The organism is Streptomyces sp. NPDC037203, assembly GCF_055605065.1.
Genome location: NZ_JBVJUC010000001.1, coordinates 116,463 through 142,875, shown reverse-complemented (window position 1 = coordinate 142,875; position 26,413 = coordinate 116,463). Strand labels below are relative to the sequence as shown.

The 26,413-nt window shown below is 71.8% G+C and carries 20 protein-coding genes and 1 pseudogene; 16 read left to right on the top strand and 5 right to left on the bottom strand.

Features of this window, described 5'->3' with window-relative positions:
* Nucleotides 1-75 precede the first annotated feature (75 nt).
* Nucleotides 76-690 (top strand): histidine phosphatase family protein, encoded by a 615-nt coding sequence (locus ACZ7EC_RS00630; RefSeq protein WP_471055762.1) that lies wholly within the window; start codon nucleotides 76-78, stop codon nucleotides 688-690.
* Between the two features lie 4 nt (nucleotides 691-694).
* Here ACZ7EC_RS00630 and ACZ7EC_RS00625 read toward each other — a convergent pair.
* Both ACZ7EC_RS00625 and ACZ7EC_RS00620 read right to left on the bottom strand, forming a co-directional pair.
* Nucleotides 695-920: pseudogene (locus ACZ7EC_RS00625) on the bottom strand (transposase); the annotation flags it as partial.
* Nucleotides 921-1,096: 176 nt separating this feature from the next.
* Nucleotides 1,097-1,633: a DUF4232 domain-containing protein gene (locus ACZ7EC_RS00620; RefSeq protein WP_471055759.1), complete on the bottom strand. Its 537-nt coding sequence runs from the start codon at nucleotides 1,631-1,633 to the stop codon at nucleotides 1,097-1,099.
* Nucleotides 1,634-2,149: 516 nt separating this feature from the next.
* Between ACZ7EC_RS00620 and ACZ7EC_RS00615 the strand changes: the two genes are divergently transcribed.
* From ACZ7EC_RS00615 to ACZ7EC_RS00575, 9 genes are all read left to right on the top strand, one after another.
* Complete coding sequence (locus ACZ7EC_RS00615; protein WP_471055755.1) at nucleotides 2,150-3,211, top strand: LacI family DNA-binding transcriptional regulator; 1,062 nt, start codon at nucleotides 2,150-2,152, stop codon at nucleotides 3,209-3,211.
* 215 nt (nucleotides 3,212-3,426) lie between these two features.
* A complete protein-coding gene (gene araB, locus ACZ7EC_RS00610; RefSeq protein ID WP_471055752.1) occupies nucleotides 3,427-5,100 on the top strand; it encodes a ribulokinase in 1,674 nt (557 codons plus the stop codon).
* Nucleotides 5,101-5,203: 103 nt separating this feature from the next.
* Complete coding sequence (locus tag ACZ7EC_RS00605) at nucleotides 5,204-5,908, top strand: L-ribulose-5-phosphate 4-epimerase (RefSeq protein WP_471055749.1); 705 nt, start codon at nucleotides 5,204-5,206, stop codon at nucleotides 5,906-5,908.
* 14 nt (nucleotides 5,909-5,922) lie between these two features.
* On the top strand, nucleotides 5,923-7,428 hold the full coding sequence (gene araA / locus ACZ7EC_RS00600) for an L-arabinose isomerase (RefSeq protein WP_471055746.1): 1,506 nt from the start codon (nucleotides 5,923-5,925) through the stop codon (nucleotides 7,426-7,428).
* 761 nt (nucleotides 7,429-8,189) lie between these two features.
* Entirely contained in the window at nucleotides 8,190-9,377 is a 1,188-nt protein-coding gene (locus ACZ7EC_RS00595; protein ID WP_471055743.1) for a substrate-binding domain-containing protein, read from the top strand.
* Complete coding sequence (locus tag ACZ7EC_RS00590) at nucleotides 9,377-10,930, top strand: sugar ABC transporter ATP-binding protein (protein ID WP_471055741.1); 1,554 nt, start codon at nucleotides 9,377-9,379, stop codon at nucleotides 10,928-10,930. Before ACZ7EC_RS00595 ends, ACZ7EC_RS00590 begins: the two co-directional genes overlap by 1 nt.
* Nucleotides 10,927-11,940, top strand: coding sequence for an ABC transporter permease (locus tag ACZ7EC_RS00585; RefSeq protein ID WP_471055738.1), 1,014 nt, complete (start codon nucleotides 10,927-10,929; stop codon nucleotides 11,938-11,940). Before ACZ7EC_RS00590 ends, ACZ7EC_RS00585 begins: the two co-directional genes overlap by 4 nt.
* A 141-nt stretch (nucleotides 11,941-12,081) precedes the next feature.
* Nucleotides 12,082-13,716 (top strand): alpha-L-arabinofuranosidase B, encoded by a 1,635-nt coding sequence (locus tag ACZ7EC_RS00580; protein WP_471055735.1) that lies wholly within the window; start codon nucleotides 12,082-12,084, stop codon nucleotides 13,714-13,716.
* A gap of 171 nt (nucleotides 13,717-13,887) precedes the next feature.
* Nucleotides 13,888-14,673 carry a CBS domain-containing protein gene (locus ACZ7EC_RS00575; protein ID WP_471055732.1) on the top strand — a complete coding sequence of 262 codons (786 nt, stop codon included), beginning with the start codon at nucleotides 13,888-13,890 and terminating at the stop codon, nucleotides 14,671-14,673.
* Nucleotides 14,674-14,790: 117 nt separating this feature from the next.
* On the opposite strand, the gene ACZ7EC_RS00570 is transcribed toward ACZ7EC_RS00575, so the two are convergent.
* Nucleotides 14,791-15,204, bottom strand: a complete 414-nt coding sequence (locus ACZ7EC_RS00570) for a VOC family protein (RefSeq protein WP_471055729.1) — start codon at nucleotides 15,202-15,204, stop codon at nucleotides 14,791-14,793.
* Between the two features lie 411 nt (nucleotides 15,205-15,615).
* Entirely contained in the window at nucleotides 15,616-16,251 is a 636-nt protein-coding gene (locus ACZ7EC_RS00565) for a TetR/AcrR family transcriptional regulator (protein ID WP_471055726.1), read from the bottom strand.
* A gap of 135 nt (nucleotides 16,252-16,386) precedes the next feature.
* Here ACZ7EC_RS00565 and ACZ7EC_RS00560 point away from each other — a divergent pair, with 135 nt between their 5' ends.
* The 5 genes from ACZ7EC_RS00560 (at nucleotide 16,387) to ACZ7EC_RS00540 (ending at nucleotide 24,032) form a co-directional block, all read left to right on the top strand.
* Nucleotides 16,387-17,532: a VOC family protein gene (locus ACZ7EC_RS00560; protein WP_471055723.1), complete on the top strand. Its 1,146-nt coding sequence runs from the start codon at nucleotides 16,387-16,389 to the stop codon at nucleotides 17,530-17,532.
* Nucleotides 17,533-17,555: 23 nt separating this feature from the next.
* Entirely contained in the window at nucleotides 17,556-18,506 is a 951-nt protein-coding gene (locus ACZ7EC_RS00555; RefSeq protein WP_471055720.1) for a fumarylacetoacetate hydrolase family protein, read from the top strand.
* Nucleotides 18,507-18,513: 7 nt separating this feature from the next.
* Complete coding sequence (mhpA, locus tag ACZ7EC_RS00550; RefSeq protein WP_471055717.1) at nucleotides 18,514-20,097, top strand: bifunctional 3-(3-hydroxy-phenyl)propionate/3-hydroxycinnamic acid hydroxylase MhpA; 1,584 nt, start codon at nucleotides 18,514-18,516, stop codon at nucleotides 20,095-20,097.
* Nucleotides 20,094-22,055 carry an acetoacetate--CoA ligase gene (locus tag ACZ7EC_RS00545; protein ID WP_471055714.1) on the top strand — a complete coding sequence of 654 codons (1,962 nt, stop codon included), beginning with the start codon at nucleotides 20,094-20,096 and terminating at the stop codon, nucleotides 22,053-22,055. Before mhpA ends, ACZ7EC_RS00545 begins: the two co-directional genes overlap by 4 nt.
* 291 nt (nucleotides 22,056-22,346) lie before the next feature.
* Complete coding sequence (locus ACZ7EC_RS00540; RefSeq protein ID WP_471055711.1) at nucleotides 22,347-24,032, top strand: PP2C family protein-serine/threonine phosphatase; 1,686 nt, start codon at nucleotides 22,347-22,349, stop codon at nucleotides 24,030-24,032.
* Nucleotides 24,033-24,176: 144 nt separating this feature from the next.
* On the opposite strand, the gene ACZ7EC_RS00535 is transcribed toward ACZ7EC_RS00540, so the two are convergent.
* Nucleotides 24,177-24,779 (bottom strand): universal stress protein, encoded by a 603-nt coding sequence (locus tag ACZ7EC_RS00535; protein WP_471055708.1) that lies wholly within the window; start codon nucleotides 24,777-24,779, stop codon nucleotides 24,177-24,179.
* Between the two features lie 100 nt (nucleotides 24,780-24,879).
* On the opposite strand from ACZ7EC_RS00535, the gene yczR reads away from it, so the two are divergent.
* Complete coding sequence (gene yczR / locus ACZ7EC_RS00530) at nucleotides 24,880-26,337, top strand: MocR-like transcription factor YczR (RefSeq protein ID WP_471055705.1); 1,458 nt, start codon at nucleotides 24,880-24,882, stop codon at nucleotides 26,335-26,337.
* Nucleotides 26,338-26,413 lie beyond the last annotated feature (76 nt).

Sequence of the window (26,413 nt, the reverse complement as noted above, 5' to 3'; positions counted from 1 at the left end):
AACGTAACTGCCGCGCCGGATAGCATCGCTCCCTTTCACCCTCGTGGGTCATCGGATCACAGTCAGGGAGATGGCGTGGGGACACGAATCGTGTTGGTACGGCACGGTCATCCGGAGACAGACCGGGACCGGGGACTCAGTGCGGAGGGACGCCGGCAGGCGCTCGCACTCAAGGACCGGCTGGCTGCGGAACCGTTCCTGACCGGCCCCCAGCCGCCCGCCGTCTACAGCAGCACGTTGCCGCGCGCTGTCGAGACCGCCAAGCTCGCCATGGACACCGACGCCGTTCAGGATTGCGGGCTCTGCTCCTGGCACTACCCCGAAGGGCCGCTGCGGCCCACCCCGCACGGCGGGGTGTTCCTGCCGTTCGAGGAGGGCAACGAGTCGTGGAGTGATGTGGTCAACCGGCTGGGTAAGACGCTCTCGCGGATCGCGGCGCGGCACTCCGGCGAGACTGTTCTGATCTTTACCCACGAGCAGGTGGTGGATGCATCGTTCGTGGTGCTCGGGGCACTGCCGCTGTTCCGGACCTTCGACCTCGCCGTGGACCACACCTCGATCACCGAATGGACTACCGAGGACGACCCGGCGGCGGAGTGGGACACCGCCGCCTCGGGTTGGCTGCCCGTGCGCTGGCGCCTGGTTCGGTTCAACGACGCGGCGCACCTTTCGCAATCCACATCCGATTGATCAACGACGGGCGCGCGCTGCGGCCGCGCAAGCGCTCCGCGCTGGTCGGGGCGTCCGGACGGAGCCAGTTGCTCACATCGACCGCGAGGCCCAGGGCCTGTCGGCGGCCTGCGGCATGGGAAGGCCGACCAGTACCTGCCGCAGCCGGGGCACATCGATGGTGCCGCGGTTCAGTGCCTCGTAGCGCCGTGCCCGCCTCGGTGCTCGGCCACCGGCGTCAGGTCTACTGGTCGCTGGTCTTGGGCTCTCCGTTGCCTGCGTTCTGCCACGTCTACGGCCGTAGTCGACGGACCTCGGACCAGTTCGGCTCCCCTCCGGGCCCCGCCCGCCCGCAGGACGGACGGGGCTCGTCGCACCGTCGGTCCGGGAGCTGACGTTACGTCAGCTCCCGCTCTGGTGAAGCTGGTTACAGCCCGACCGGGTTGATGTAGGTGCCGGGACGGGTGGCGCCGTCCTGCTTGAGGATCTGACCTCCGAACGGCCACTTCAGGGTGAAGTGCGTCGTCTCGTTCGGCGGCGTGACGAGGAACTTCGCCGGAACGAACTTCTCCTTCGGCGCCGTGGACTTGGCGACGGGCAGCAGCGTGATGGTGAAGTCGACCGTGGCACCCTGCTGAAGGGTCAGCTTCGGGGGCTTCTTTGCGGAGCGGGCCAGCGACCAGGTGCCGTCGGTCTTCTGGGCCCCGATCATGTCGACACCGGCGAAGCCCGCGATGGTGCAGGCGTGCTTGCTCTTGTTGGTGAACCAGATGTACGCCTCCGTCTGCTTCTTGGTCTGCCCCATGTCCGGCTTCGCGTCCCCTCCCGTGGCGAAGCCGGCGCTCAGGTCGGAGGTGTGGCAACGGGCCGGCGCGGCGGGGGCGGCTGATGCCGGGACGGCGGCAGCGGCGGTGCCGGCGACGACGACGGCCGCCAGAGCCACGGAGGTCAGCTTGCGCTTCATGAGAATTCGTTCCCCTTCACATACGAATCGGCGCGCGAGGTCAGCGCGCGCCTGCACACCTGAAGATGCGCGAAGACCGGAGAAGGTTCGCCGGGGAGACGACTTACCGCGGCGCACGGCGGTGTCCCCCACGGCGGTACCCTGCGCGAACTCGGGCGGTGGTACGAGACGATGAAGCGAAGATCGCTCCGACCGGGCTCCGACTCGGGGGTCTACGGGCTGGTCGGACCGGCAAGGAAGTCGTCGTCCGAGCCGGTCTCCAGCCCGGCCCACCGCGAGCGGACGAACTGCTGAACCCGCGTCACCAGCCGAGCGTCAAGTCCCGCCACGTCGCCCTCCTTTGCCTTGTGACCGCGCGGCACCAGACCCCGCTCCCTCATCCGTCCTGATCCAGCCGAAAGAGGGCCCCGCGCAGGCAGAACCGGCCCGTACGACCGGGAGCGCCACACGGCTTCACGTCCCTTGACGCCCCTCTCTGTGAGCGCTAACAATGTTGCCATCACGGATCGGAGCCTCATGTCGCAGACCGCTGGCCGCACCGGCCCCCGCAAGGCGCCCACCATGGCGGACGTCGCGCAACTCGCAGGCGTGTCGCACCAGACGGTGTCACGGGTGCTGAGCGACCACCCCAACGTGCGCGAGTCGACCCGCGCGGACGTGCTCAGGGCCATCGGGCAGCTGGGGTACCGGCGGAACTCCTCGGCTCGGGCACTGGTCACCCGGCGCACGCGCACCCTGGGCGTGGTGGCCTGCAATCCGACGCTTTTCGGGCCGTCCAGCACGCTGTTCGGCCTGGAGGAGGCCGCGCGGGACGAGGGGTACATGGTGTCGGCGGTCACCCTGCGCCGTTACTCGGCCGCCGCCCTCAAAGAGGCGATCGACCACCTCAGCGACTGGGGGGTGGAGGGCATCGTGGTGATCGTCCCGCACCGCGAGGCAGTCACCGCGCTGTCCGAACTGCGGCTGCCCTTCCCCGTGGTGACCGTGGAGGGCGGGCACAGCCTGCCGATACCGGTGGTCTCGGTGGACCAGTGGCTCGGGGCGCGGATGGCGACGAGCCACCTGCTGGCCGTCGGCCACCGCACCGTCTGGCACGTCGCGGGCCCGCCGAGCTGGCTCGAAGCGGAGGCGCGGGCCGACGGCTGGCGCTCGGTGCTGGAGGAGGCCGGCGCCGTCGTACCGCCGCCGATCCAGGGCGACTGGACCCCGCTGTCGGGCTACCGGGCCGGGCAGGAGCTGGCGGGCCGGGTGACCGCGGGAGCGGCGGGCCGCGGCTCTCCCGAAGTGACCGCCGTCTTCGTCGCCAACGACCAGATGGCGCTGGGGGTGCTGCGCGCCTTCCGCGAGGCCGGCCTGTCGGTCCCCGGCCAGGTGGCCATAGCCGGGTTCGACGACATCCCCGAGGCCGAGTTCTTCACCCCGCCGCTCACCACCGTCCGCCAGGACTTCACCGCCCTCGGCCAGGCGAGCATCCGGCTGCTGATCAGCCGACTGGGGTCCGGCACCACCCAGGACGACGACGAGCGCGTGGTGATCGAGCCGCGGCTGATCGTCCGCGGCAGCAGCACCCTTTCCTGACCGGCACCACCCTTCCCGCCACACGACGCATCACCTGACAGCGCTCCGGGGGTTCCCGGCGGCGCTCCAGGCCCCCGGACAGCGCTCCCTGACTTCCCGACGGCGTTCCGACGACCCGTCGCCGCCCGGCACACCCCCGCCCGGCGCACGCACCGCGCCCGCGGCGCCCGGCACGGTCCGGGCCCCGCCCGCGCCGGCCACGACTGGAGGAGACCTTGACCACCGATCCCCCCGCGGTCACCCTCGGCATCGACTTCGGCACACTCTCCGGACGGGTGCTGGTCGTATCGGTCGACGACGGCGCGGAACTGGGCAGTGCCGTGCACGAGTACGCCCACGGCGTCGTCGACCGGGAACTGCCCTGCGGGGTCCCGCTGCCGCCCGACTGGGCGCTCCAGATGCCGCAGGACTGGCGCGACGTGCTGCGTCTCGCCGTACCGCGAGCGCTCGCGGACGCCGGTGTGACCCCCGAGCAGGTCGTGGGCATCGCCACCGATTTCACCGCCTGCACGGTGCTTCCCACCACTTGGGACGGCACCCCGCTGTGCGAGCTGCCGGAGTACCGCGAGCGCCCCCACGCCCACCCCAAGCTGTGGCGCCACCACGCCGCCCAGCCGGAGGCCGACCTCATCGTCGAGCAGGCGCTGCGGACCGGGCAGCCCTGGCTGGCCCGCTACGGGGGCCGGATCTCCAGCGAGTGGCAGTACGCCAAGGCACTCCAGGTACTGCGCGAGGACCCGGGCGTCTACGCCGCCGCCGACCGCTGGATCGAGGCGGCCGACTGGATCGTGTGGCAGCTCACCGGCGCGGAGAGCCGCAACCCGTGCACCGCGGGCTACAAGGGCATCCACCAGGACGGCCGCTATCCCGGCGAGGCGTTCCTGGCCGGGCTGCACCCCGACTTCACCGGTTTCACCGCCAAGCTGGAACACCCCCTGACCCCGCTCGGTGCCCCCGCCGGCCGGCTCACCGGCCGGGCCGCCGCCCTCACCGGGCTGCGCGAGGGCACGGTCGTAGCCGTGGGGAACGTGGACGCACACGTCACCTGCGCCGCCGCGCAGGCCCTCGAACCGGGCCGGATGCTCGCCATCATGGGCACCTCCACCTGCCACATCCTCAACTCCGATGTGCTCGCCGAGGTTCCGGGCATGTGCGGCGTGGTGCGGGACGGGGTGGTGCCGGGGCTGTGGGGGTACGAGGCCGGGCAGAGCGGCGTCGGCGACATCCTGGCCTGGGCCGTGCGCAGCGCCGTACCGGAGGAGTACGCGGCGGAGGCCCGCCGCCGGGGCATGGACGTGCACGCGTTGCTGACGGAGCGCGCCTCGGCCCAACCGGTGGGCGCACACGGCCTGCTGGCCCTCGACTGGCACAGCGGGAACCGCTCGGTACTGGTCGACCACCACCTGTCCGGGCTGGTCCTGGGCCTCACCCTCGACACCCGGCCCGAGGACGTCTACCGGGCCCTGATCGAGGCCACCGCCTTCGGCACCCGCACCATCGTCGAGGCGTTCGAGACGGCGGGCGTCCCGGTGACCGACTTCACGGCGGCCGGCGGACTGCTGCGCAACCGCTTCCTCATGCAGGTCTACAGCGATGTGCTCAACCGTCCCGTCCACGTGCTCGCCTCCGCGCAGGGGCCGGCCCTGGGCGCCGCCATCCACGCCGCGGTCGCCGCCGGTGCCCATCCCGACATCCGTACCGCCTCCGCCGCCATGGGCCGCCGCCAGGAGAGCGCCTACACCCCCGACCCGGCCCGGAGCGCCGCCTATGACCGCCTCTATGCCGAGTACCGCGCCCTGCACGACCACTTCGGGCGCGGCGGCAGCGATGTGATGCACCGGCTCCGAGCGCTGCGCTCGGCCGCCCTGGCCGAGCACCCGACGACGTGAACACCGTCAATGTTAGCGCTCACAATGCGGGTTGTGGGCGCTCGCCCGCACCCGCCCGGCTTGCCCCGCCCTGCCCGTTCCCGAGAACCCCGAGGTCGCCGTCATGAACGCAGAGCCGCTTTCCCCGGACGCCGCCACCGCGGTCGCCGCGCTCCGCGAGGAGCTCAGCGAACTCCATCAGGAACTGGTCCGCTACTACCTCGTGGTGTGGACCGGCGGAAACGTGTCCGGGCGCGTGCCGGGGCAGGACCTGTTCGTCATCAAGCCCAGCGGCGTCCCCTACGAACGGCTGACCCCCCAGTCCATGGTCGTCTGCGATCTCGACGGACGCGTGGTCGACGGCGGCGGACTCAAGCCGTCCTCCGACACCGCCGCGCACGCGTACGTCTACCGGCACATGCCCGAGGTCGGCGGCATCGTCCACACCCACTCCACCTACGCCTGCGCATGGGCGGCCCGCGGTGAACCGGTGCCGTGCGTACTGACCGCCATGGCCGACGAGTTCGGCGCCGAGATCCCCGTCGGCCCCTTCGCGGTGATCGGCGACGACTCGATCGGCCGCGGCATCGTGGAGACCCTGACCGGTCACCGCTCGCCCGCCGTACTGATGCGCAATCACGGGCCGTTCACCATCGGACCCAGCCCGCGTGCCGCCGTGAAAGCCGCCGTGATGTGCGAGGACGTAGCGCGCAGCGTGCACATATCCCACCAGCTCGGCCGGCCGCTGCCGATCGACCCCGAAACCGTCGACCGGCTCCACCACCGCTACCGCCACGCCTACGGCCAGCCCGGCACGTCCGCCCAGTGAGGAGCCAACAGGCCATGACATCGCCCGCCGCCTTCGAGGTCTGGTTCGTCACCGGGAGCCAGGGGCTCTACGGCAAGGACACCCTCCACCAGGTCGCCGAGCAGTCCCGGTCCGTCAGCGACCGGCTCGCCGCCGTCCCCGGCGCCCCCGTCCGCGTCGTCCACAAGCCGGTGCTCACCGACTCCGCGGCCATTCTCTCCCTCGTCCTGGAAGCGAACGCCGACCCGGCCTGCGTCGGCCTCATCGCCTGGATGCACACCTTCTCGCCCGCCAAGATGTGGATCTCGGGCCTCGACATGCTCCGCAAGCCGCTGCTCCACCTGCACACCCAGGCCGACGCCGAACTCCCGTGGGCCACCATCGACATGGACTTCATGAACCTCAACCAGGCCGCCCACGGGGACCGGGAGTTCGGGTACATCCAGACACGGCTCGGAGTAGCCCGCAAGACCGTCGCGGGCCACGTCTCGGATCCGGCGACCGCCCCCCGCGTCCACGCCTGGATGCGCGCCGCCCTCGGGTACGACGCGCTGCGCCGGCTGCGGCTGGCCCGGTTCGGCGACAACATGCGCGACGTCGCCGTCACCGAGGGCGACAAGGTCGAGGCACAGCTGCGGTTCGGCGTCTCGGTCAACACCTACGGCGTCACCGATCTGGTCGACGCCGTGGACTCGGTGCCGGACACGGCCGTCGCCACCCTGGTCGAAGAGTACGCCGACACCTACCGCGTGGCCCCCGAACTGGTCGCCGGCGGCGGACGGCACGACGCCCTGCGCTACGCCGCCCGTGTCGAACTGGGCCTGCGCGGCTTCCTCGCCGACGGCGGCTTCGGCGCCTTCACCACCAACTTCGAAGACCTCGGCGGCCTTCGGCAGCTGCCCGGCATCGCGGTGCAGCGCCTGATGGCCGACGGGTACGGATTCGGTGCCGAGGGGGACTGGAAGACCTCCGCACTGCTGGCGGCCCTCAAGACGGTCGGCAGCGGACGCCCTGCGGGCACCTCCTTCATGGAGGACTACACCTACCACCTGGTCCCCGGCGAACAGCTCGTCCTCGGCGCCCACATGCTGGAGGTGTGCCCCAGCATCGCCGCGGGACAGCCCAGCTGCGAAATCCACCCGCTCGGCATCGGCGGCCGCGAGGACCCGGTCCGGCTGGTCTTCGACGCCGAACCCGGTCCGGCCACGGTGGTCGGCCTCGTCGACCTCGGCGACCGGTTCCGGTTGGTGGCCAACCGCGTCGACGTCGTCCCGCCGCCGCAGCCGCTGCCCCGCCTGCCGGTGGCAAGGGCCCTGTGGCGCCCCGCACCCGACTTCGGGACCGCGACCGAGGCCTGGCTGACCGCGGGCGGCCCGCACCACACGGTGCTGACCTCGGCGGTGGGCACGGAGGAACTGGCCGACCTCGCGGACATGCTCCGCACGGAACTGCTGCTCATAGACGAGACCACCAAGCTGCGGCAGCTGACCAAGGAGATCCGCTGGAACCAGGCGTACTACCGGCTCGCCGGCGGCCTGTGAGCCCAGCCTCGGACCCGGCCCGAGTACCGGCTCGCGGATCCGCCACCGGTGGGGGAGCGGTCACCGGTCCGAGCGGCGGGGCCGGCGGGTACGGGCGGCCCTGTGCGGCACGTGCCGCACGCGGCCGACCGGCGAACCGCCGCACCTCCCGAGCGCCGGCGCCGTGTCCCCCCCCCCGCACCAGACCGCCGGGCGGGTACACGGCGCCCCGCCCGGCAGTCCAGCCATGTCCCCGCTCGTAGACCCGCCATGCACGTGGCCATCACACAGCCCCCGCTCGTCACGCCGAATGCATGCGACGGCGGGACTCCTGGGGTCCTGACGATGCGCCGCGCACGGCCCGCACACGACAGTCGACGGGGTGCCGGGGCGCCCACGGCCCCGAGCCCAACTCGCCTTCGTCCGGGGCGAATCGACGGCATTTTTCTTCCGCGTAACACCTTGACGCCACAGCGGTGAGCGCTAACAATCTCAGCCAAGCAAGGGAGCGGAGGCAGGGCCGCGACGCCGGCGACGGCGTCCGGCGGGCGTCCGGCGGACGGTGCGTGGAAGTGTGTCTCCCGCTCCGGCCGCGGCGGCGCAACCTTGTGGGAATGCCCCGTTCGGTCCGCCCTGTGGTCGCACAGGGCCCGCTCCGGTGGCGCCCGTACGGCGGCGGCAGGTGTGCGCCGGCCGGGGTGGGGACGGGTGCGGACGTGTTCCGGTACAGCGAATGTGAGCGCTAACAGGCCGCGAGGCCCTTTCTGCAGAGGATGTCGAACATGCGTGGTGTGCGGTCCGTCCGGCGGGCGGGAACGGGACAGGGCACCGGCCTGGTGACACGGCCGGTGCGCTGGGGAGTCGCCGGGGTCGCCGCCATGGCGCTGCTGGCGACCGGAGGATGCAGCAAGAGTGGTGCCGGCGGCTCCTCCTCGGGAGCGGGGGCGGACGCCCCCGCCTCCTCGGCCGGAGCGGCGATCAAGGGCGACATCACCTTCAACGACGCGAAGCTCGCCGAGCTCGACGCCGCCCTCAAGGCCGCCCTCGCCGGCAAGGACGTGTCGAAGCAGGACCTGGCGATGGTGGTGAACGTCGCGACGGACTACTGGAACGCCGGCAAGGTGGGGTTCGAGAAGGGCGTCTCCTCGCTCGGCGTCAAGGGTACGTACCAGGCACCGGCCAACGGCCGCCTGGACCAGCAGCTGTCGATCATCCAGACGCTGCGGGGCCAGGGCATCACGGGCCTGAGCGTCTCCGCGATCGACCCGACCGCCATCAAGGCGCCGATCAGCTCGGCCAACAAGGCCGGCATCCCCGTGCTGGCCATCGACTCGCCGCTGCCCAAGGAGGACGGCGCCGCCCTCTACTTGGGCACCCCCAACTACCAGGCCGGGCAGAAAGCCGGCGAGGCGATGAAGGAGGCACTCGGCGGCAAGGGGCAAGTGGTCGTCCTGGTCGGCTCGTTGACCACGTCCAACGCCGTGCAGCGGATCGCCGGCTTCGAGGACGCCCTCAAGGGGTCCGGCGTGAAGGTCGTGCAGAAGCTGAGCGACGGGATGGACGCCTCCAAGGCCCTGACCAACGCCCAGACCGCCATCCAGACCAACCCCGACGTCAACGGGCTCTACGGCGTGTACTCCTACGACGGCCCGTCCGCGGGGCAGGCGGTGAAAGCAGCCGGGAAGACCGGCAAGGTGAAGATCATCTCCGACGACAGCGACCCGCAGACGCTGAAGTTCATCCGCTCCGGCGTCATCCAGGCGACCGTGCTGCAACAGCCCTACCAGCAGGGATACACCGGCGCGTACCTGCTGACCGCGCTCAAGGTACTGGGCGAGAGCGCCACGATGAAGATCGTGCAGCCCTACCTGGAGCAGGACGGGACGACACTCAGCTCCGGGGTGGGTCTGGTGACGCAGGCCAACCTGGCGGACTACCAGGCCAAGCTGAAGCACCTGGGCATCAGCTGATGGCCGCCGGCAGCGAGAGCGCCGCCTGTCTGCGCCAGGTGACCAAGACGTACGGGCCGGTGAAGGTGCTGGACATCCCCCGCCTGGACCTGGCACGCGGGCAGATCGTCGCCGTCGTCGGCGAGAACGGAGCCGGCAAGTCCACGCTGATGGGCGTGCTGTCCGGCACCGTCACCCCCAGCACCGGGACCATCGAGGTGGCCGGCCGGCCGCTGGCACCGGGCCGGCCCGACCACGCCCGCGAACTCGGGGTGGCGCTGGTCGCCCAGGAGTTCCCGCTCGTGGGCCGGCTGAGCGTGGCGGAGAACCTGCTGCTCGGCCGCCGCCCGGCCGGGGCGGCCGGCAACCTGCTCGGCCGGGTCGTGGTCGACCGCACCGCGGCGCGGGCCGAGGCTCGGGCACTGCTGGCCGAGGTCGGCGTCGGGCAGGTCGACGTGGACCGGCTGGTGGAACGCTACCCGGTGCCGGTGCGGCAGATGATCGAGATCGCCAAGGCGTGGGGCCACCACCCGGTGGTGCTCATCCTCGACGAGCCCACCTCCTCGCTCGGTCCCGTGGAAGCCGGACGCGTGCTGGAGCTGGCCCGCCGGCACGCCGCCGCCGGGGGAGCGGTTCTCTTCATCGGCCACCGCTTGGACGAGGTACGGGCCGTCGCCGACCGCGTCATCGTGCTGCGCGGCGGCCGGCTGGTGGCCGACCTCTCCCCGCACGAGGCGACCGAGGAGAGAATGATCCGGGAGATGGTCGGCAGCGAGCTCGCGCGGGCCGACCTCGCGCCGCCCCCCTCCGTCGAGCGGGCCCGGACGCTGTCCGTGCGCGGCCTGACGGCGGACGGCCTGGGCCCGGTCGACCTGGAGGTGCGCGCCGGCGAGATCGTGGGCGTGGCCGGACTCATGGGTTCCGGCCGCAGTCGGCTGCTGCACACCCTCATGGGCGCCCAGCCGCGGACCGCGGGCGAAGTCCTCCTCGACGGGGCGGACTTCCGGCCCCGCCACCCCGCCGACGCCGTCGAGGCCGGCGTCGGGCTGGTGCCCGAGGACCGCAAGGCGCAGTCGCTCCTGCCGGCCCACTCGGTGCGGTGGAACGTCACCCTGGCCACCCTGCGCCGGATCAGCCGGCGCGGGGTGCTGCGGCCGCGCAGGGACAAGGAGCACGCGGCGCGCATCATCGAGGACCTCGGGGTGCGGCTGCACAGCCACGAGCAGCCGATCTCCGACCTGTCCGGCGGCAACCAGCAAAAGGCGGTCTTCGGGCGATGGCTGGCCGCCCGGCCGAAGCTGCTGCTGCTCGACGAACCCACCCGCGGGGTGGACGTGGGCGCCAAGGCGGAGATCTACGCCTTGATCGACGAGGCCGCACAGGGCGGCCTCGCCGTCCTCGTCGCCTCCTCGGAGCTCGAGGAACTGCTGTGGATCTGCCACCGGATCGTGGTGATGGCCCACGGCAGGATCGTCGCCGACCTCCCACGCGACCGGTTCGGCAAGGAAGTGATCATGACGGCGGCTGCCGGGACGCAGTCCGCTGCGGCCCCCCAGGGGAAGGCAAGCACATGAACACCAGTACGGCCGCGGCGCCGACCGCGGCGGTGACCGACGACAAGAGGCGCCGGCCCTTCGTCCGGCTGCTGGAGACACCCGAGGTCGGGGTGGTGGCCGCCTGCGTCGTCGTGTTCGTCGCGCTGGCACTCGACAAGTCGTCCTTCGCCGGCGCGGTCAACCTCCAGGGCATGGGCTTCGACCTGGCCCAGTACGGGCTGATCGCGATCGGCGAGTCACTGGTGATCCTCACGGGCGGGATCGACCTCTCCGTGGGCGCGCTGCTGGGCACCAGCGTCATCCTGATGTCCTGGTTCGACGTCCGGGCCGGACTCCCCCCGGTGGTGGCGATCCTGCTGACGCTGCTGATCGCGGGCGCCGTCGGCCTGGTGCACGGACTCGCCGTCACCCGGTTGAAGATGGCCCCGTTCGTGGTGACCCTGGTGACGTACACCGTCGCGCAGGGCGTCACCCTGGCCATCACCTCCGGCACGTCGATCACGGGCATCGGCGGCACGTTCAGCGACCTCGGCCAGACGTACGTGGCGCAGGTGCCCCTCCCGCTCATCCTGTTCGTGATCGTCGCGCTGGTCGCCTGGTTCTTCCTGGAACGCACGTACGCCGGCCGGCAGGTCTACGCCGTCGGCGGCAACCCGGAGGCGGCCCGGCTCGCCGGCATCCGCGGCGACCGGCGCGTCGTGTCCATGTACGTCACCAGCTCGCTGCTGTCGGCGTTCGCCGGGATCCTCGTGCTCGGCCGGATGGGGGTCGGCTCCGCCAGCGGCGTCGGCGTCGGCTGGGAGCTCTCGGCGATCGCCGCCGCGGTGATCGGCGGCGTCAGCCTGGTCGGCGGGCAGGGCCGGATCATCGGCATCGTCGCGGGCACCATCCTGCTCGAACTCATCAACAACGGCCTGACGACCCTCCAGGTCAACCCCAACTACACCGACATCGTGCTCGGTTGCGTGCTCGGACTGGCCATCACCGCCGACCGCCTGCGCGCCCGCAGCATCGCCCGCCGCGGCTGAGCCGCCGCCCCTGACCCCGCCCTGGGGCGGCACCGTGGCACACCCCTGCCCCGGCCCCGTCGGCCCTCAGGGCGACGCCCGGCACCCCGGTGACCGGCCCTCCTTCCGCGACTTGCCGCGGCGCAACTCCCTGACGACCACATGGCCGGCACCCCCGTGGCCGAGCACCGGTCCGGGACCCTCACATCCGCCTTTCGAAGGAGGACACCCGTGTCCGCACCCGCACCGTCGCGCCTGCTGCGCAGGCTCAGAAAATGGGCGCTGTGCGCTGCCGCAGCCACAGCACTCGTCGCCGGCGTCCTCGTCGGTGGCGCCCAGACCTCACAGGCCGCCGGATCGCTGCCCTGCGACATCTACGCCTCGGGCAACACCCCGTGCGTGGCCGCCCACAGCACCACCCGCGCCCTGTACTCCTCGTACAACGGCGCGCTCTACCAGGTCCGGCGCGCCTCCGACAACGCCACGAAGGACATCGGCGTGCTGAGCGCCGGCGGCTACGCCAACGCCGCGGCGCAGGACTCCTTCTGCGCCGGCACCACCTGCGTCATCACCGTCATCTACGACCAGTCCGGCAGGGGCAACAACCTCACCCAGGCCCCCGGCGGCGGCGCGGCCGGCGGCCCGGACAACCTCGCCAACGCCACCGCGGCCCCGACCACGGTCGCCGGTCACAAGGCGTACGGAGTCTTCGTGGCCCCCGGCACCGGCTACCGCAACGACCACACCTCCGGGATCGCCACCGGTGACAGCGCCGAGGGGATGTACGCCGTCCTGGACGGCACGCACTACAACGGCGGCTGCTGCTTCGACTACGGCAACGCCGAGACCAGCAACAACGACACCGGAAACGGCCATATGGAGGCCATCTACTTCGGCAACATCAAGGTCTGGGGCTACGGCTCGGGCAACGGGCCGTGGGTGATGGCCGACCTGGAGAACGGCCTGTTCTCCGGCGTCAACGCCGGCTACAACGCCAACGATCCCAGCGTCAGCAACCGGTACCAGACCGCCATGGTCAAGGGCGGCCCCAACCAGTGGGCCATCCGGGGCGGCAACGCGGCCGCCGGAAGCCTGTCGACCTACTACAGCGGCGCACGTCCCAACGTCTCGGGCTACAACCCCATGCACAAGGAGGGGGCGATCATCCTGGGCATCGGCGGCGACAACAGCAAGGGCGCGGCGGGAACCTTCTACGAGGGCGTGATGACCTCGGGCTACCCCTCCGACGCCACGGAGAACGCCGTACAGGCCAACATCACCTCCGTCGGCTACGGCAACGGCTCGTCCACCGGTCCGGGCTCACTGACCCCCGGCTCGAAGATCTCGCTGCGGGCCACCACCTCGTGCTGCACCACCGACTACATCCAGCACGACGCGGCGGACAGCAACGTGGTGATCGCCCCGGTCACCGCCTCCAGTTCCGCGACCGACAGGGGCGACGCGACCTGGGTGGTGCGGGCCGGCCTGGCCAACACCTCCTGCGTCTCCTTCGAGTCCGCCAACGCCTCGGGCCGGTACCTGCGCCACTCCAACTTCAAACTCCAGCTCAACGCCGACGACGGCACCTCGCAGTTCGCCCAGGACGCCACCTTCTGCCCGCAGAGCGGGCACAACGGGCAGGGCTACTCCTTCCAGTCCGTCAACTACACCGACAAGTACCTGCGCCACTACGACTACACCGTCTACCTCGCGAGCAACGGCGGCTCCAACGCCTGGGACAGCGCCACGTCCTGGAACGACGACACCAGCTGGGTGGTGGGCTCGCCCTGGGCCTGACCAGCACCTCCTGACCCTCGTCCTACGGGTGCCGCCCGCTCCGGGCGGCACCCGTCCGCCGGGTCCGCAGGGGAACGACCGTGCCGGTCCTCGTCGGCACACCGGATGGACTGTTAGGCCGGATGCCGCCTGCGGATGCACGCCGAGATCGTCCGCCGCAGCATCCTGATCATGCGGATATCTACTGTCGTACGAGCCCGTCCCGTGCCAGCGCGGCGCCGTGGGACGCGTCATGCCATACCAGTGGCTCTCGCCTGCGGCGTGCTGCTGGCCGGCACCGCGGCGTGCGCCGGAGACGGCGAGCACAGGAGCCGCGCCGGCGCACCGGGTTTCAACAACCCGGTGGCGTCCGGTTCCCCCGGTCCGGAAGCCGCCGCCCGCCTTCCGGGCGTCGGAAGCCGCATATGGAAGCGCGTACCGGCCGACAGCCGTCAGGCCGTGGTCGTCTACGGCGAGGACCGGGACTCCGCCGAGAGCACCGCCGTGCTCTACGAGAGGCAGGGCACCGCCTGGAAACTGGCGGGAAGTTGGCCCGCGCACAACGGCAGACAGGGCTGGACGACGGACCATCACCTGGACGATGAGCGCAGTCCCGTCGGCGCGTTCACCCTGACGGACGCGGGCGGCTCTCTCACGGATCCGGGCAGCCGTCTGCCGTACTGGTACGACGACAACGCCTTCGCGTCCATGACGGAGGAGGGTGACGAGCACGCCCATGACTTCGACTACGTCATCGCCATCGACTACAACCGGCTCAAGGGCGTTCCACCGTTCGACTGGAACCGTCCCCAGGGAGTGGAGAAGGGCGGCGGCATATGGCTGCACCTGGACCACGGCGACGGCACGTCCGCCTGCGTCACCATCCCCGAGTCCGGGATGAAGACCCTGCTGCGCACCCTGAACCCCCGCCTCCACCCCGTCGTGGTGATGGGAGACCGGGAACACCTGAGCACCTGAGATCCGCCCGCTCCACCCGGCCCGCGGCCATCGCACGATCTTCAGGAGTCCACACGACCTCCGATGATCACGCGATGGCCGTTCCAGCCGTCGCGTGGGCCGGACGCGATCGCAAGGTCACACCGAAGTGTGCGGCTGATCGGGCGTAGGCTGCGGTACAGCTCGGCTCCTGGTCAGGCAGAAGGGATGACCGGCCGGGTCGGTGAGAACCCGCCACCTGTCGCCGCCCGGTTGGCACTCCGGCTTGGTCGCACCCAGCTCCAGCAGCAGGGCCTCGGCCTCGTCCAGATCGTCGACCGCGAAGTCAAGGTGCATTTGCTGCGGCGCCATCTGGTCGGGCCACTGCGGAGCCCGGTAGTCATCAACCCGCTGAAAGCCGAGGAAGAACCCGTCCTCGCGAGTGACACCAGCGAAATCGCTGTCCGACTCGGGGTGAAGCTCGAACCCGGTGGCTTGCTGATAGAACGCGGCCAGCGCCTCGGGGTCGGCACAGTCAAGTGTTATCGCGGTCAGCTTCATCTGCAGGGGCATGGCGTCACACCGTAGTAATCGGCTCCCCTGTTCGGCGACCTGATTTCCGACACCGGTCCGGCAAGAGCGGACGTGACGAACCACGGGGGGCCTCCACCGGCAACTTCGCGTCCGGCTCCACAGGCGACTACGCGGCAGCTCTGTGGTCGCCCTGACCGCTTCTGAGCTGCGTGAACTCGAACCGCACGCTCACGGCGCAGATCGCCCGCGAGGAAGATCGACGCCGCGCCCTGGCCGCCTTCCCAGGATGGCTGGGACGCGGCGGGCGGGGGCATCGTCGTAGCGCCGTCGCGCGCCCGCAGCATTCAGGCGGCCGTCTCGGCGGCCAGTGGCAACCGGGGCGGGATCGACGCCCGCTTCACCGGCCGCTCGGTCACCTTCCTCCCGGACTCGTCGTCCGCCCGGGTGTCGTCAGTCGAGCTCGGGCAGGGGGCGCCGGGCGACCTCGTGGGCGTCGTCCGCCGGCAGGCCCAGCATGCGCAGGATCATCTCGGCGAGGTTCATCGCTGCCTCGTCGCCGTCCACCTCGGGGCGGGCGAAACGCAGTTCCACCAGGGACAGCAGGGCTCCGCCCAGCGCGGACAGGGCGACCGTCGGGTCGGGGGTGGTGAAACGGCCGGAGGCGATGCCGGTCTGGAGATCGCGCAGCGCCCGGCGGGTCAGTCCGTTGTCCGAGTGGACGTACCCCAGGCCGCGGCGGCGCAGGACCTGCATCAGTTCCGGGTGGGAATCGGCCATCCGGGCGCTGAGCCGGAAGCCCGCCGCGAGGAGCTCCGCCGGATCGTCGATCCCGGTCAGGCGCTCGTCGAAGTTCTGGCCGAACTCCTCCAGGGCGTCCACCACCGCCGCCTCGAACAACTCCGCCTTGGAATCGAAGTGGTTGTAGAAGGAGCCGAAGCCGACGTCGGCGCGCTCGGCGATCGCCTGGATGCTGGCGCTGGTGTCCCCGGTCTCGGCGAGTATCTGCCGAGCCGCGCGGACGAGAGCCCGGCGGGTCTCGGCGCGGCGCCGCTCGAACCGGTTGCTGGGCGGTGCTGACGTAGGCATACCCACAGTCTAACCGCGGCGGCGATGAGTATCGCAGTCCTGATGATTCCATCACTTTCTCTCGTGAACACCTTGACGGTCAGAACTGTCACACTTGATGATTTCCTCATTACGGCAATGTCGCTCGGAGGCACCATGTCTGAGATCCGCGTCACCGGCGCCGACGTCATCACGGCCCACCAGGACCTCCACAGCGAGCAGGGCGCCCTGCGCGGCGAACACCCCGGCCGCTCCCGGAACCCGGTCATCAAGGTGGCCGACCTTGCCTGGCTGGAGTTCCAGAAGCCCGACCTGGACCGCGCCGAGGTCTTCGCCCGAGACTTCGGGTTCGGTGTCGCCGCGCGCACCGAGCGGGAGCTGTGGCTGCGCGGCACCTTCGCCGGCTCGCCCTGCATGGTGATCCGCAAGGGGCGCACCTCCCGCTTCATCGGCCCGGCGTTCCGGGCTGCCGAGCGGGCCGACCTGGACCGGCTCGCCCGTATCACCAGGACCGCGGTACGGGAGAGCGACGTGCCCGGCGGTGGCAAGGTGGTGGACCTGCTCGACCCCTCGGGCTTCCCGGTGAAGGTCGTGCACTGCGGCGGACGACTCCCCGCCCTGCCGGAACAGCAGCCGCTGCTGTTCAACTTCGGCACGCACCACCGTCGTACGAACGCCACGCAGCGCCCGCCGCGCGAGCCGTCCCGTATCCAGCGGCTGGGCCATGTGGTGCTGGAGACCCGCGTGTTCGCCCGCGCCCTGGACTGGTACCTGGACATGCTCGGCATGATCGTGTCCGACTTCCTGTTCCTGGACGGACAGCGCGACCGCGGCCCGACGATGGCGTTCATCCGCTGCGACCTGGGCAGCGTGCCGGCCGACCACCACACCCTGGCCATGCACCTGGGGCCGGGCACGGGCTACGTCCACTCCGCCTACCAGGTCACCGACCTGGACGCGATCGCCGCCGGTGGCGAGTACCTCAGGGAGCGCGGCTACCAGCGCAGTTGGGGCATCGGCCGGCACATTCAGGGCAGCCAGCTGTTCGACTACTGGCGCGACCCCGACCGCTTCATGCTGGAGCACTTCGCCGACGGCGACCTGTTCTCCTGCGACGTCGCACCCGGCTGGGCCCCGATGTCCACCAGCGGCCTCGCCCAGTGGGGGCCGCCGGCCAGCCGGGACTTCCTCGGCGCGAGCCCCTCCCCGCAGCGCGTCCGCGACGTCATCGAAGCCCTGCGCGGCGACAACGAGATGGACCCAGCACGACTCTTCGGCCTGCTCAAGGCCGCCAAGTCCTGACCCCCTTCACAGAAGGTCACATCATGAGCACCAATGTCCTGCGCACCGCCGACGGCTGGTGGGTCGTCCGCGGCGGCCGGGCCGTCCCCGTCGAGACCAAGGCCGTGACCACCGCCGGACTGCTGGCCGACCGCGCCGCCGTGCGCGAGGCCGCCGCCTCCGGCGAGCCCGGCACGCCCGTGGCCGACCTGGTCGCGCTCTCGCCGGTCACCACGCCATGCCGGGTGGTCGCCCAGATGGTCAACTACCGCAGCCACGCCCGCGACTCCGGGTTCACCGGCGACATCCCGCCCGCCTTCTTCCGCAAGGCGTCCGGATCGGTCAGCGGCCCCGGCGACGCCGTCGTCCGCCCCGCGCACGTGAAGTTCCTCGACTATGAAATCGAGCTGGGCCTGGTCATGGGCGCGTCCCTGCCCGTCGGCACGGTCGTCGAGGAGCGGGACCTGCCCTCGTACGTCGCCGGACTGGTCATCACCAACGACGTCAGCGCCCGTGAGGTACAGCTGACCAAGACGCAGTTCTACGAGAGCAAGTCGTACCCCACCTTCACCCCGACCGGGCCGTACCTGGCCCTGCTGGAGCCGGAGGACTTCTCCCGTCTCCTCGACCTGCGGCTGAAGCTGAGCGTCAACGGCGAGCTGCGCCAGGACCGCACTCTCGCCGACATGATCGTCCGCCCGGCGCAGGCATTGACCCTGCTGGCCCGCTTCCAGACCCTCGACCCCGGCGACCTGCTGCTCACCGGAACCCCCGGCGGCACGGCGCTGAAGGCCCCGCCCAAGGCGATGGAGAAGATCGGCGCGCTGCTGCCGCCCGCCGTGAAGTGGAAGGCGTTCTTCAAGAGCCAGGCGAACAACCCGCACTACCTGCACGCGGGTGATGTCGTCACGGCGACGATCGCGACCCCGGACGGCCGGATCGACCTCGGCGAGCAGCGCACGCCCGTCACGGACGCGAACCGGCACCCGAGGTGAGCCGCGCATGACCGTCGATGAAGCCGCACGTGTGCCCGTTGTGATCGTCGGTGCCGGGCCGGTGGGCGTGACCGCCGCCCTCCTGCTGGCCCGGCGCGGAATCCGCAGTGTCGTCCTCGAACGCCACCAGGGCGTCTACCCGCTCCCACGCGCCGTCGCCACCGACGACGAGGTGCGCAGGATCCTGCAGGCCGCGGGCGTCGGCGAGGAGTTCACCGAGATCGCCCGCCCGGCCAACGGGCTGCGGCTGCTGGACGCCCGGCACCGGACGATGGCCGAGTTCCGCCGCACCGGGCACGGCCTGCACGGCTATCCGCAGACCAGTATGTTCGACCAGCCCGAACTGGAACACGTGCTGCGCGACGCCCTCGCCCGGCGCCCGGAGTGCGAACTCAGGGGCGGAGTGGAGGTCACCGGCATCGGCCCCGGCACCACCGGCCCCGTACGGGTCACCTACCGAGACGACGCCGGCGAACACGAGGTGTGGGCCGACGCGGTGCTCGGCTGCGACGGCGCGAACAGCCTCACCCGCGAGGCCATCGGAGCCGCCTGGGAGGACCTCCGCTTCGAGGAGCGCTGGACCGTCATCGACGTCCGCACGACGGCCGGCGTCCGCTGCTGGGAGGGCGTCGACCAGGTCTGCGACCCGGACCGGCCGGCCACCTTCATGCGGGTGGGCGAGGACCGCTACCGCTGGGAGTTCCGGCAGCGCGAGGGAGCGGAGCAGCCGGTCCGCGAGTTGGTCGCCGCGTGGCTGCCACCCTCGTACGACGGCGACTTCGAGGTCGTCCGCGAGACGCAGTACACCTTCAGGGCGCGCGTCGCCGACCGCTGGCGCGGCGGGCGCGTCTTCCTGCTCGGCGACGCCGCCCACCTCACCCCGCCGTTCATCGGGCAGGGCCTGTGCTCGGGCCTGCGGGACGCCCGCAACCTCACGTGGAAGCTCGCCCGCGTCCTCCAGCAAGGCGCTCCGGCACAGCTGTTGGACACCTACGAGAGTGAACGCAAGCCACACGCACGGCATGTCATCCGGCTCGCGGTCGCCATGGGCTGGGCCATGACGGGCGGCCAGGACGGCGCCGCCGCCCTTCGCCGCAGGGCGCTGGCCGCGCTCTGCCGCATACCCGGCCTGGCCGAACTGGCCGGCCGCGACCTCAGCCCGGCCCTGACCGCCGGACCGCTCGTACGGCGCGGGGCCCGCCGGGGCCTGGCGGGCACGCACTGTCCGCAACCGTGGGTGAGCGCCGACGGGCGGCGTACCCGTCTCGACGAGCTGCTCGGCGACTCCTTCACCGTCCTGACCGCCACCGAACCCGGCCCCTCACCGACCGCGCTCGCCCACAGCCTCGGCATACGCCCGCTCCGCGTGACCGACCTCGGCGACGACGGCACCCTCGCCGCCTGGATGCGCGCCGGACGCGCGGACGCCGTACTGCTGCGCCCCGACCGCGTCGTCCTGGACGTCGTCCCGGCCGGGGGAGGGGACTTCACGTCGACCGCCGACTGGGCGGCCCTGCTGCACACCACGCGAAGCCCCGTTCCTGCCGAACGGGCGTCCCTGGAAGACCTGTCGAGGAGTACGACGCGATGAGCACGCCCTTCTTCACCCCCGATCGGCGGACGGCGGCCGCCAGTCGCATCGCGGAGTTCGCCCGGCACCAGGGCATCGACCCGGACGACTACGCCGCCCTGCACCGGTGGTCGGTCACCGACCTGGAGGGCTTCTGGCGCGCGGTGTGGGACTACTTCGACATCGACGCCGACACCCCGTACGAGCAGGTGCTGGCCGGGGAGGGGATGCCGGGCGCCCGCTGGTTCCCCGGCGCCACCCTCAACTACGCCCACCACGCCCTGCGTAACCTGGCCGGAGAGGACGTGGCGATCATCGCCCTCGACGAGGCCGGCACCGGGCACGAGGTGACGGGGGAGCGGCTGCGCGCGCTGGTCGCCTCCGTCGCCGCCGCCCTGCGCGACCTGGGCGTCGGCAAGGGGGACCGGGTCGTGGGCTATCTACCCAACACCCCGCACGCGATCGTCGCGTTCCTCGCCGCCGCGAGCCTGGGCGCGGTGTGGTCGGTGTGCGGCCAGGACTACGCCCCGCAGGCCGCCGCCGACCGGTTCACCCAGCTCGAACCCACTGTCCTGATCGCCGCCGACGGCTACCTGTTCAACGGCACCACCCACGACCGCCGCGCCGCCACCCTCGACCTCGCCAGGGCCCTGCCGACATTGAAGGCGACGCTGCTGGTGGACCACGTGGGCCTGCCCTGGCCGTCGCGCACGTTCCCGTCGCTGGTCGTCCCGTGGGAGGACGCGGCCACCCGCAGCGAGGACGTCATCTGCACGCCGGTGCCGTTCGACCACCCTCTGTGGGTCGTGTTCTCCTCCGGCACCACCGGCCTGCCCAAGGGCATCGTCCACGGCCACGGCGGCGTCCTGCTGGAGCACCTCAAAACCCTCGGCCTGCACTCCGACCTCGGCCCCGGCGACCGCCTGCTGTGGTACACCACCACGCACTGGATGATGTGGAACCTGGTCGCCTCGACCCTCCTGACCGGCGCCACGACCTGCACCTACGACGGCAGCCCGGCCCCCTCCGCCAAGCCCGACGTCCTGTGGGAACTGGCCGCCCGCAACCGGGTGACGCTTTTCGGTACCAGCCCCCAGTACCTGCTGGGCATGGCCAAGTCCGGCATCGACCCCTCCGGGCACGACCTGTCGTCGATCCGCGTGGTCGGCTGCACCGGCTCGACCCTGCCGGCCTCCGCCTACCCCTGGATCCGCGATCACGTGGGGGAGCGGGTGCTGCCGGCGTCCATCAGCGGCGGCACGGACGTCGTGTCCGGCTTCGCCGGCAGCGCGCCCACCACCCCTGTCCGGGCCGGGGAACTGTCCGCCCCGCACCTGGGTGTCGCGCTGGCCGCGTACGACGCCGAGGGGTCCCCGGTCACCGATCAGGTCGGCGAACTGGTCGTCACCCGTCCCATGCCGTCGATGCCGCTGTACTTCGTGAACGACCCCGACGGCACCCGCTACCGCGAGGCCTACTTCTCCACCTACCCCGGCGTCTGGCGGCACGGCGACTGGATCACGCTCACCGGACATGGCTCGGTGATCGTGCACGGCCGCTCCGACAGTACGTTGAACCGCAACGGCGTCCGTCTGGGCAGCGCCGACATCCACGACGTCGTCGAACGCCTCCCTGAGATCACCGAGGCCCTGGTCATCGGCGCGGAGGAGCCGGACGGCGGTTACTGGATGCCCCTGTTCGTGGTCCTCGCGGCCGGGGTGACTCTGGACGACGCCCTCCGCGAGAAGATCCGCGATGCCATCCGCGCCGGCGCCTCACCCCGCCACGTCCCCGACGAGATCCTCGAAGTACCAGGCATCCCGCACACCCGCACCGGCAAGAAGCTGGAGGTCCCGGTCAAACGCCTGCTCCAGGGTGCCCCCGCCGGGCAGGTCGTCGACTCCGCGGCGGTGGACGCGCCCGGCCTCGTCGACTACTACGCCCGCCTGGGCGCCGAACGCCGGGAGCGGTCGGCATGACAACCGCACAGACCACCCTTGCCATCGCGCTGTCTCCGGTCTTCCTCCCCAGGGACTGACGGGGATCGCCGCCGTGCTGCCGCTCGGACCGGCTTCGGCCCCGCTCGGCATCCGCCGAGCCCAGGCCCACCGGCGCCCCGGCTGGTGCGCGAGGCCGTGCCGGGGATTGGATCGACCCCACGGGGGCATGTGTGAGCGCGCGACATGTCGGGCTGAGGGAGGATCGGACGAGACACTGTACGGCTTGAGGAGGCGGCGCTGGTGCCGGAGCAGGGACACAGAGAGGACTCTGTGCAGGCCAGGGACGCGTCGCTGGGACCCGCAGCGAGTGCGCTGGAGTTCATCGGCAGTGGTGCCTATGTGGTGGACAAGGCGGGCCGGATACTGGCGGTCAACGACGCCGCGCTTCGTCTGCTGGGCAGGAGCGCGGGGAACGTGCTCGGGCAGGACGCACACGAATTGCTGCACCGTGGGGCGCACGGTCAGCCGCTGGCCGCGGCGCAGTGCGGGATGCGCCAAGCGTTCCACGGTGGGCGAGCCGCCCAGGGCGACCAGGAGTTCTTCGCTCACGGTGACGGCTCCGTCATTCCTGTCTCGTGGTTGATCACTCCGTACGAACTCGGCGGTCACGAAACCGGCACGCTCGTGATTTTTCACCGCCCCGATCCCTCGGCACCGGCGGGACGGACTGCCGGCCGCCCCGCTGTGCCGCTGACGGAGGTGGAGCGCCTGGCCCTGCTGGCCGAGACCACCACGCGGCTGACCTCCACCCTGGACGCCGACGAGGCGGTACGGCGGCTCACCGATCTGCTCCTGCCCCGGCTGGCGGACTGGGTGGTCGTCGACCTGATCGTGGAGCGGGACGAAGTATGGCGCAAGGCCGTGGTCCGAGCCGACGGTACGGCGCTGGAGCACCGTACCGACCTCGAAGGGCCGATGCCGCCGGTCCCCGAGGAGTCGCCGATGCCGCTGTCGCGGGCGCTGCGCGGGGTCACGTCCACGCTGGCGGGGCCGGAGAACTACCGGGGTGCGCCCGACTCGGGGATCGCGGTGGAACAGCGCAGGCTGTTCGAGGCCACCGGCATCCACTCCGCGGCCATCGTGCCGCTGCGCGGCGCGCGTGACGTCCTGGGGGCCCTGACGCTGGGCCGGTCCACGACGCCGGGCAACTACACCGACTCCGACATCCCGCTGTTCGAGGACATCGGTCGCCGCGCCGCACTGGCGCTGGACAACGCCCGCCTCTACCAGCGCCAGCGCGCGGTGGCCGAGACCATGCAAAAGCACCTGCTGCCGCAGATGCCCCAGGTGCAGGGGCTGGAGATGACCGTCCGCTACCTGCCCGCACCCGACGCCTCGCAGGTCGGCGGGGACTGGTACGACGCGTTCACCCTGCCGGACGGCGCGATAGCCGTGGCCATCGGGGATGTCGTCGGGCACGACCTGGAGGCGGCCGCCGGCATGGCCCAGATGCGGAACATCCTGCGCGCCTACGCCTGGTCCCAGCAGCGCCCCGCCAGCCGAGTCGTGGCACACCTGGATGAGGCGATCCAGCCCCTCACCGACGTCACCATGGCCACGCTGGTCTTCGCCCGTCTGGCCCAGACCACCGACAACACATGGGAACTCAGCTGGACGAACGCCGGCCACCCTCCACCGCTGCTCGTCACTCGGGACGGCCTCGCCGACTACCTCACCGACGGACACGGCCTCCTGCTGGGCACTGGCCTGCGGCACCACACGACCCGCCCCGACGCGGTCGCACAGCTTCCGCCGGGTTCCACCTTGGTCCTTTACACCGACGGTCTCATCGAGGCTCCGGGCTCCTCGCTCGACGACGGGATGGAGCGTCTTCGGCAGCACGCCGCAGCGCTCGCGCACCGCCCGCTCGCGTCGTTCACCGACCAACTGCTGCACCGTGCCCGCCCGACGGGCCACGACGATGTCGCTCTCCTCGCCGTACGCACCCCCCGCTGAGCCCGCCACCGCCCACCCCGCCGAGGGGTCCGGTCCGGCAGCAATGGCTGCGCTGGGGGAGCAGTGCGCCGATCGTCGTGCACGGGACGACCCTCCTCTCGCGCTGCTGCAGCGTCACCGTGCGACGCCTCAGCCAGGATGCGATCACGCCTCGAAGTCGGTCGGAATCAGACGGCGCAGCGCCCTCAGGTCCGCTCGATCCGGCTGGGCCACCGGCACCGTCAGGACCGGGCAGCGCGCATGGCGGCGTACATGACGGCGTACGGGTCCGCGGCGCAGGCCTGGGCGGGTGCCGAGGACCAGGAGGTCGTCGGGGTGGGCCGCCAGGCCGAGCAGGGCGGGGCCCGGCCGCGCGCGCTCCACGCGCAGCGTGACGTCGATGTCGGCCGGCACCCCGCCGCATGCGTGCTCGAAGGCGTCGGCCAGCCGGGACCGCGCCGCCTCGTACCAGTGGCGCGCCCAACGCGGGTCGGGCCAGCGGCAGTACAGGGCCTCGCTCTCCGGCGGCTCCCACGTGCTGAGGGCGACGAGCGGGCAGCCACAGCGGCGGGCCTCGGCCACGGCGCGGCGCAGCGCGGCCAGGCTCGCGGGTGATCCGCTGACGCCGACGACGATCCGGCAGGGGCGGCGCGGGACAGTCCTCCAGCCGGGGCGGCGCGGGCCGCCCGCGGGACGCCACCCGTTCTCGGCGCGGCGCTGCAGCATGCGCTCGGTCCGGTCGCTGAAGTCACTCCTGTCGTGGTGCATGACGTGTCTCCTCGTTCCCACCCAGGCCACTGTTCGGCGGCTTTCTGCGAGTCTGTAGATTGATTGGCCTGGAGTGCAGGGCCAATGACAGGGATGTGGCATGGAGGCGAGGAGCGGAGCCCACACTCTGGGCGGCAGGCGGCTCGCCGCGCAGGTGACCGGCATCGCCGGGGAGCGGCCCGGTTACCGGGCGCTCGCGCAGGGCGTACGGACCCTGCTGCTCGACGGCCGGATCGCGCTGCACGCCCGGCTGCCCGCGGAGCGCGAGCTCGCGGTGGCGCTCGGCATCAGCCGAGCCACCGTGACCGCCGCGTACGACCTGCTCAGGGAGAGCGGTTACGCGATCAGCCGACGTGGCGCGGGGACGTGGACGGAGCTGCCGGAGGGCGCGCGGCTGACCAGTGTGCGCACCCCGCTCGCCGGGGAGGACGTGATCGACCTGGCCATCGCGGCGCCCGGCGCCCTGGCCGACGAGCTGTCCGCCGCGTACGCGGCCGCCGCCGCCGACGTGGCCCGGCACGCGTCGACACCGGGCTACCACCCTTACGGTCTGCCGGAGTTGCGCGCGGCGATCGCCGAGCGGTACACGGGGCGCGGACTGCCGACGCTGCCCGAGCAGATCCTCGTCACGTCGGGCGCGCAGCAGGCGATGGCGCTTACCCTCGCCCTGCTCGGACGGCCCGGCGACCGGATCGCGGTGGAGAACCCGTCGTATGCCAACGCCCTCTCCGTCATAAGGCAGTTGGGGCTTCGCGCCGCGCCGGTGCCGGTGACGGAGGACGGCTGGGACGCGGAGCTGTTCGGGGCGACGCTGCGGCAGTCGGCGCCCCGGCTCGCCTATCTGATCCCGGACTTCCAGAACCCGACCGGCCGGCTCATGCCGCGCGAGCAGCGGCAGCGGATCATCGCCGACGCGCGGGCGACCGGCACCTGGCTGGTCGTCGACGAGACGATCGCGGACATCGCGCTCGACGTGGCCACGCCCCCGCCGTTCGCGTCGCTGGTGGCGGGGCGCGGCGCCGAGCAGATCGTCACCGTCGGCTCGCTCAGCAAGGGGCACTGGTCGGGTCTGCGGGTGGGCTGGGTGCGGGCGGGCACGCGACTGATCACGGAGCTGACGGCGCAACGGGTCACGGCGGACATGTCGGGGTCGGTCCTCGACCAGCTGGTGGCGCTGCGGCTGATCGCGCGGGAGCCGCAGATCCTGCGGCGGAGGCTGCCGCTCCTGCGCGCGCAGCGCGACCAGCTGGCCGCGCTGCTGCGCCGTGAGTTCCCCGACTGGCGCTGGCAGACGCCGCAGGGCGGCATGTGCCTGTGGATCGACCTGGGCCGCCCGATCGCCGGTCCGCTGACGAGGGCCGCGCTGCGGCACGGGGTGCGGATCGAGGGCGGCTCCCGGTTCGGCGCGGACCCCGGCACGTTCGAGCACCGGCTGCGCTGGCCCTACACGCAGCCCGCCGAGGTCGCCGACGAGGCGGTACGCCGGATCGCCGCGGCCCTCGACGCGGGCCTCGACGGTGCGGACGACGAACCGGGGCGGCCGTACTGGGTGGCCTGACGCACCACGCGGTCACGCGAACGGCACACGGAGAAGGCGACCACCGCACGGTCCCGCCGCACGGGCTCAAGACCAA

What these genes read in the sequence shown, in the direction of transcription:
- ACZ7EC_RS00620 (WP_471055759.1), bottom strand. Translation starts at nt 1,633, where the DNA reads ATGAAGCGCAAGCTGACCTCCGTGGCTCTGGCGGCCGTCGTCGTCGCC.
- ACZ7EC_RS00615 (WP_471055755.1), top strand. Translation starts at nt 2,150, where the DNA reads ATGTCGCAGACCGCTGGCCGCACCGGCCCCCGCAAGGCGCCCACCATG.
- ACZ7EC_RS00605 (WP_471055749.1), top strand. Translation starts at nt 5,204, where the DNA reads ATGAACGCAGAGCCGCTTTCCCCGGACGCCGCCACCGCGGTCGCCGCG.
- araA (WP_471055746.1), top strand. Translation starts at nt 5,923, where the DNA reads ATGACATCGCCCGCCGCCTTCGAGGTCTGGTTCGTCACCGGGAGCCAG.
- ACZ7EC_RS00595 (WP_471055743.1), top strand. Translation starts at nt 8,190, where the DNA reads ATGCGTGGTGTGCGGTCCGTCCGGCGGGCGGGAACGGGACAGGGCACC.
- ACZ7EC_RS00590 (WP_471055741.1), top strand. Translation starts at nt 9,377, where the DNA reads ATGGCCGCCGGCAGCGAGAGCGCCGCCTGTCTGCGCCAGGTGACCAAG.
- ACZ7EC_RS00585 (WP_471055738.1), top strand. Translation starts at nt 10,927, where the DNA reads ATGAACACCAGTACGGCCGCGGCGCCGACCGCGGCGGTGACCGACGAC.
- ACZ7EC_RS00580 (WP_471055735.1), top strand. Translation starts at nt 12,082, where the DNA reads ATGGCCGGCACCCCCGTGGCCGAGCACCGGTCCGGGACCCTCACATCC.
- ACZ7EC_RS00575 (WP_471055732.1), top strand. Translation starts at nt 13,888, where the DNA reads ATGCGGATATCTACTGTCGTACGAGCCCGTCCCGTGCCAGCGCGGCGC.
- ACZ7EC_RS00570 (WP_471055729.1), bottom strand. Translation starts at nt 15,204, where the DNA reads ATGCCCCTGCAGATGAAGCTGACCGCGATAACACTTGACTGTGCCGAC.
- ACZ7EC_RS00565 (WP_471055726.1), bottom strand. Translation starts at nt 16,251, where the DNA reads ATGCCTACGTCAGCACCGCCCAGCAACCGGTTCGAGCGGCGCCGCGCC.
- ACZ7EC_RS00560 (WP_471055723.1), top strand. Translation starts at nt 16,387, where the DNA reads ATGTCTGAGATCCGCGTCACCGGCGCCGACGTCATCACGGCCCACCAG.
- ACZ7EC_RS00555 (WP_471055720.1), top strand. Translation starts at nt 17,556, where the DNA reads ATGAGCACCAATGTCCTGCGCACCGCCGACGGCTGGTGGGTCGTCCGC.
- mhpA (WP_471055717.1), top strand. Translation starts at nt 18,514, where the DNA reads ATGACCGTCGATGAAGCCGCACGTGTGCCCGTTGTGATCGTCGGTGCC.
- ACZ7EC_RS00545 (WP_471055714.1), top strand. Translation starts at nt 20,094, where the DNA reads ATGAGCACGCCCTTCTTCACCCCCGATCGGCGGACGGCGGCCGCCAGT.
- ACZ7EC_RS00535 (WP_471055708.1), bottom strand. Translation starts at nt 24,779, where the DNA reads ATGCACCACGACAGGAGTGACTTCAGCGACCGGACCGAGCGCATGCTG.
- yczR (WP_471055705.1), top strand. Translation starts at nt 24,880, where the DNA reads ATGGAGGCGAGGAGCGGAGCCCACACTCTGGGCGGCAGGCGGCTCGCC.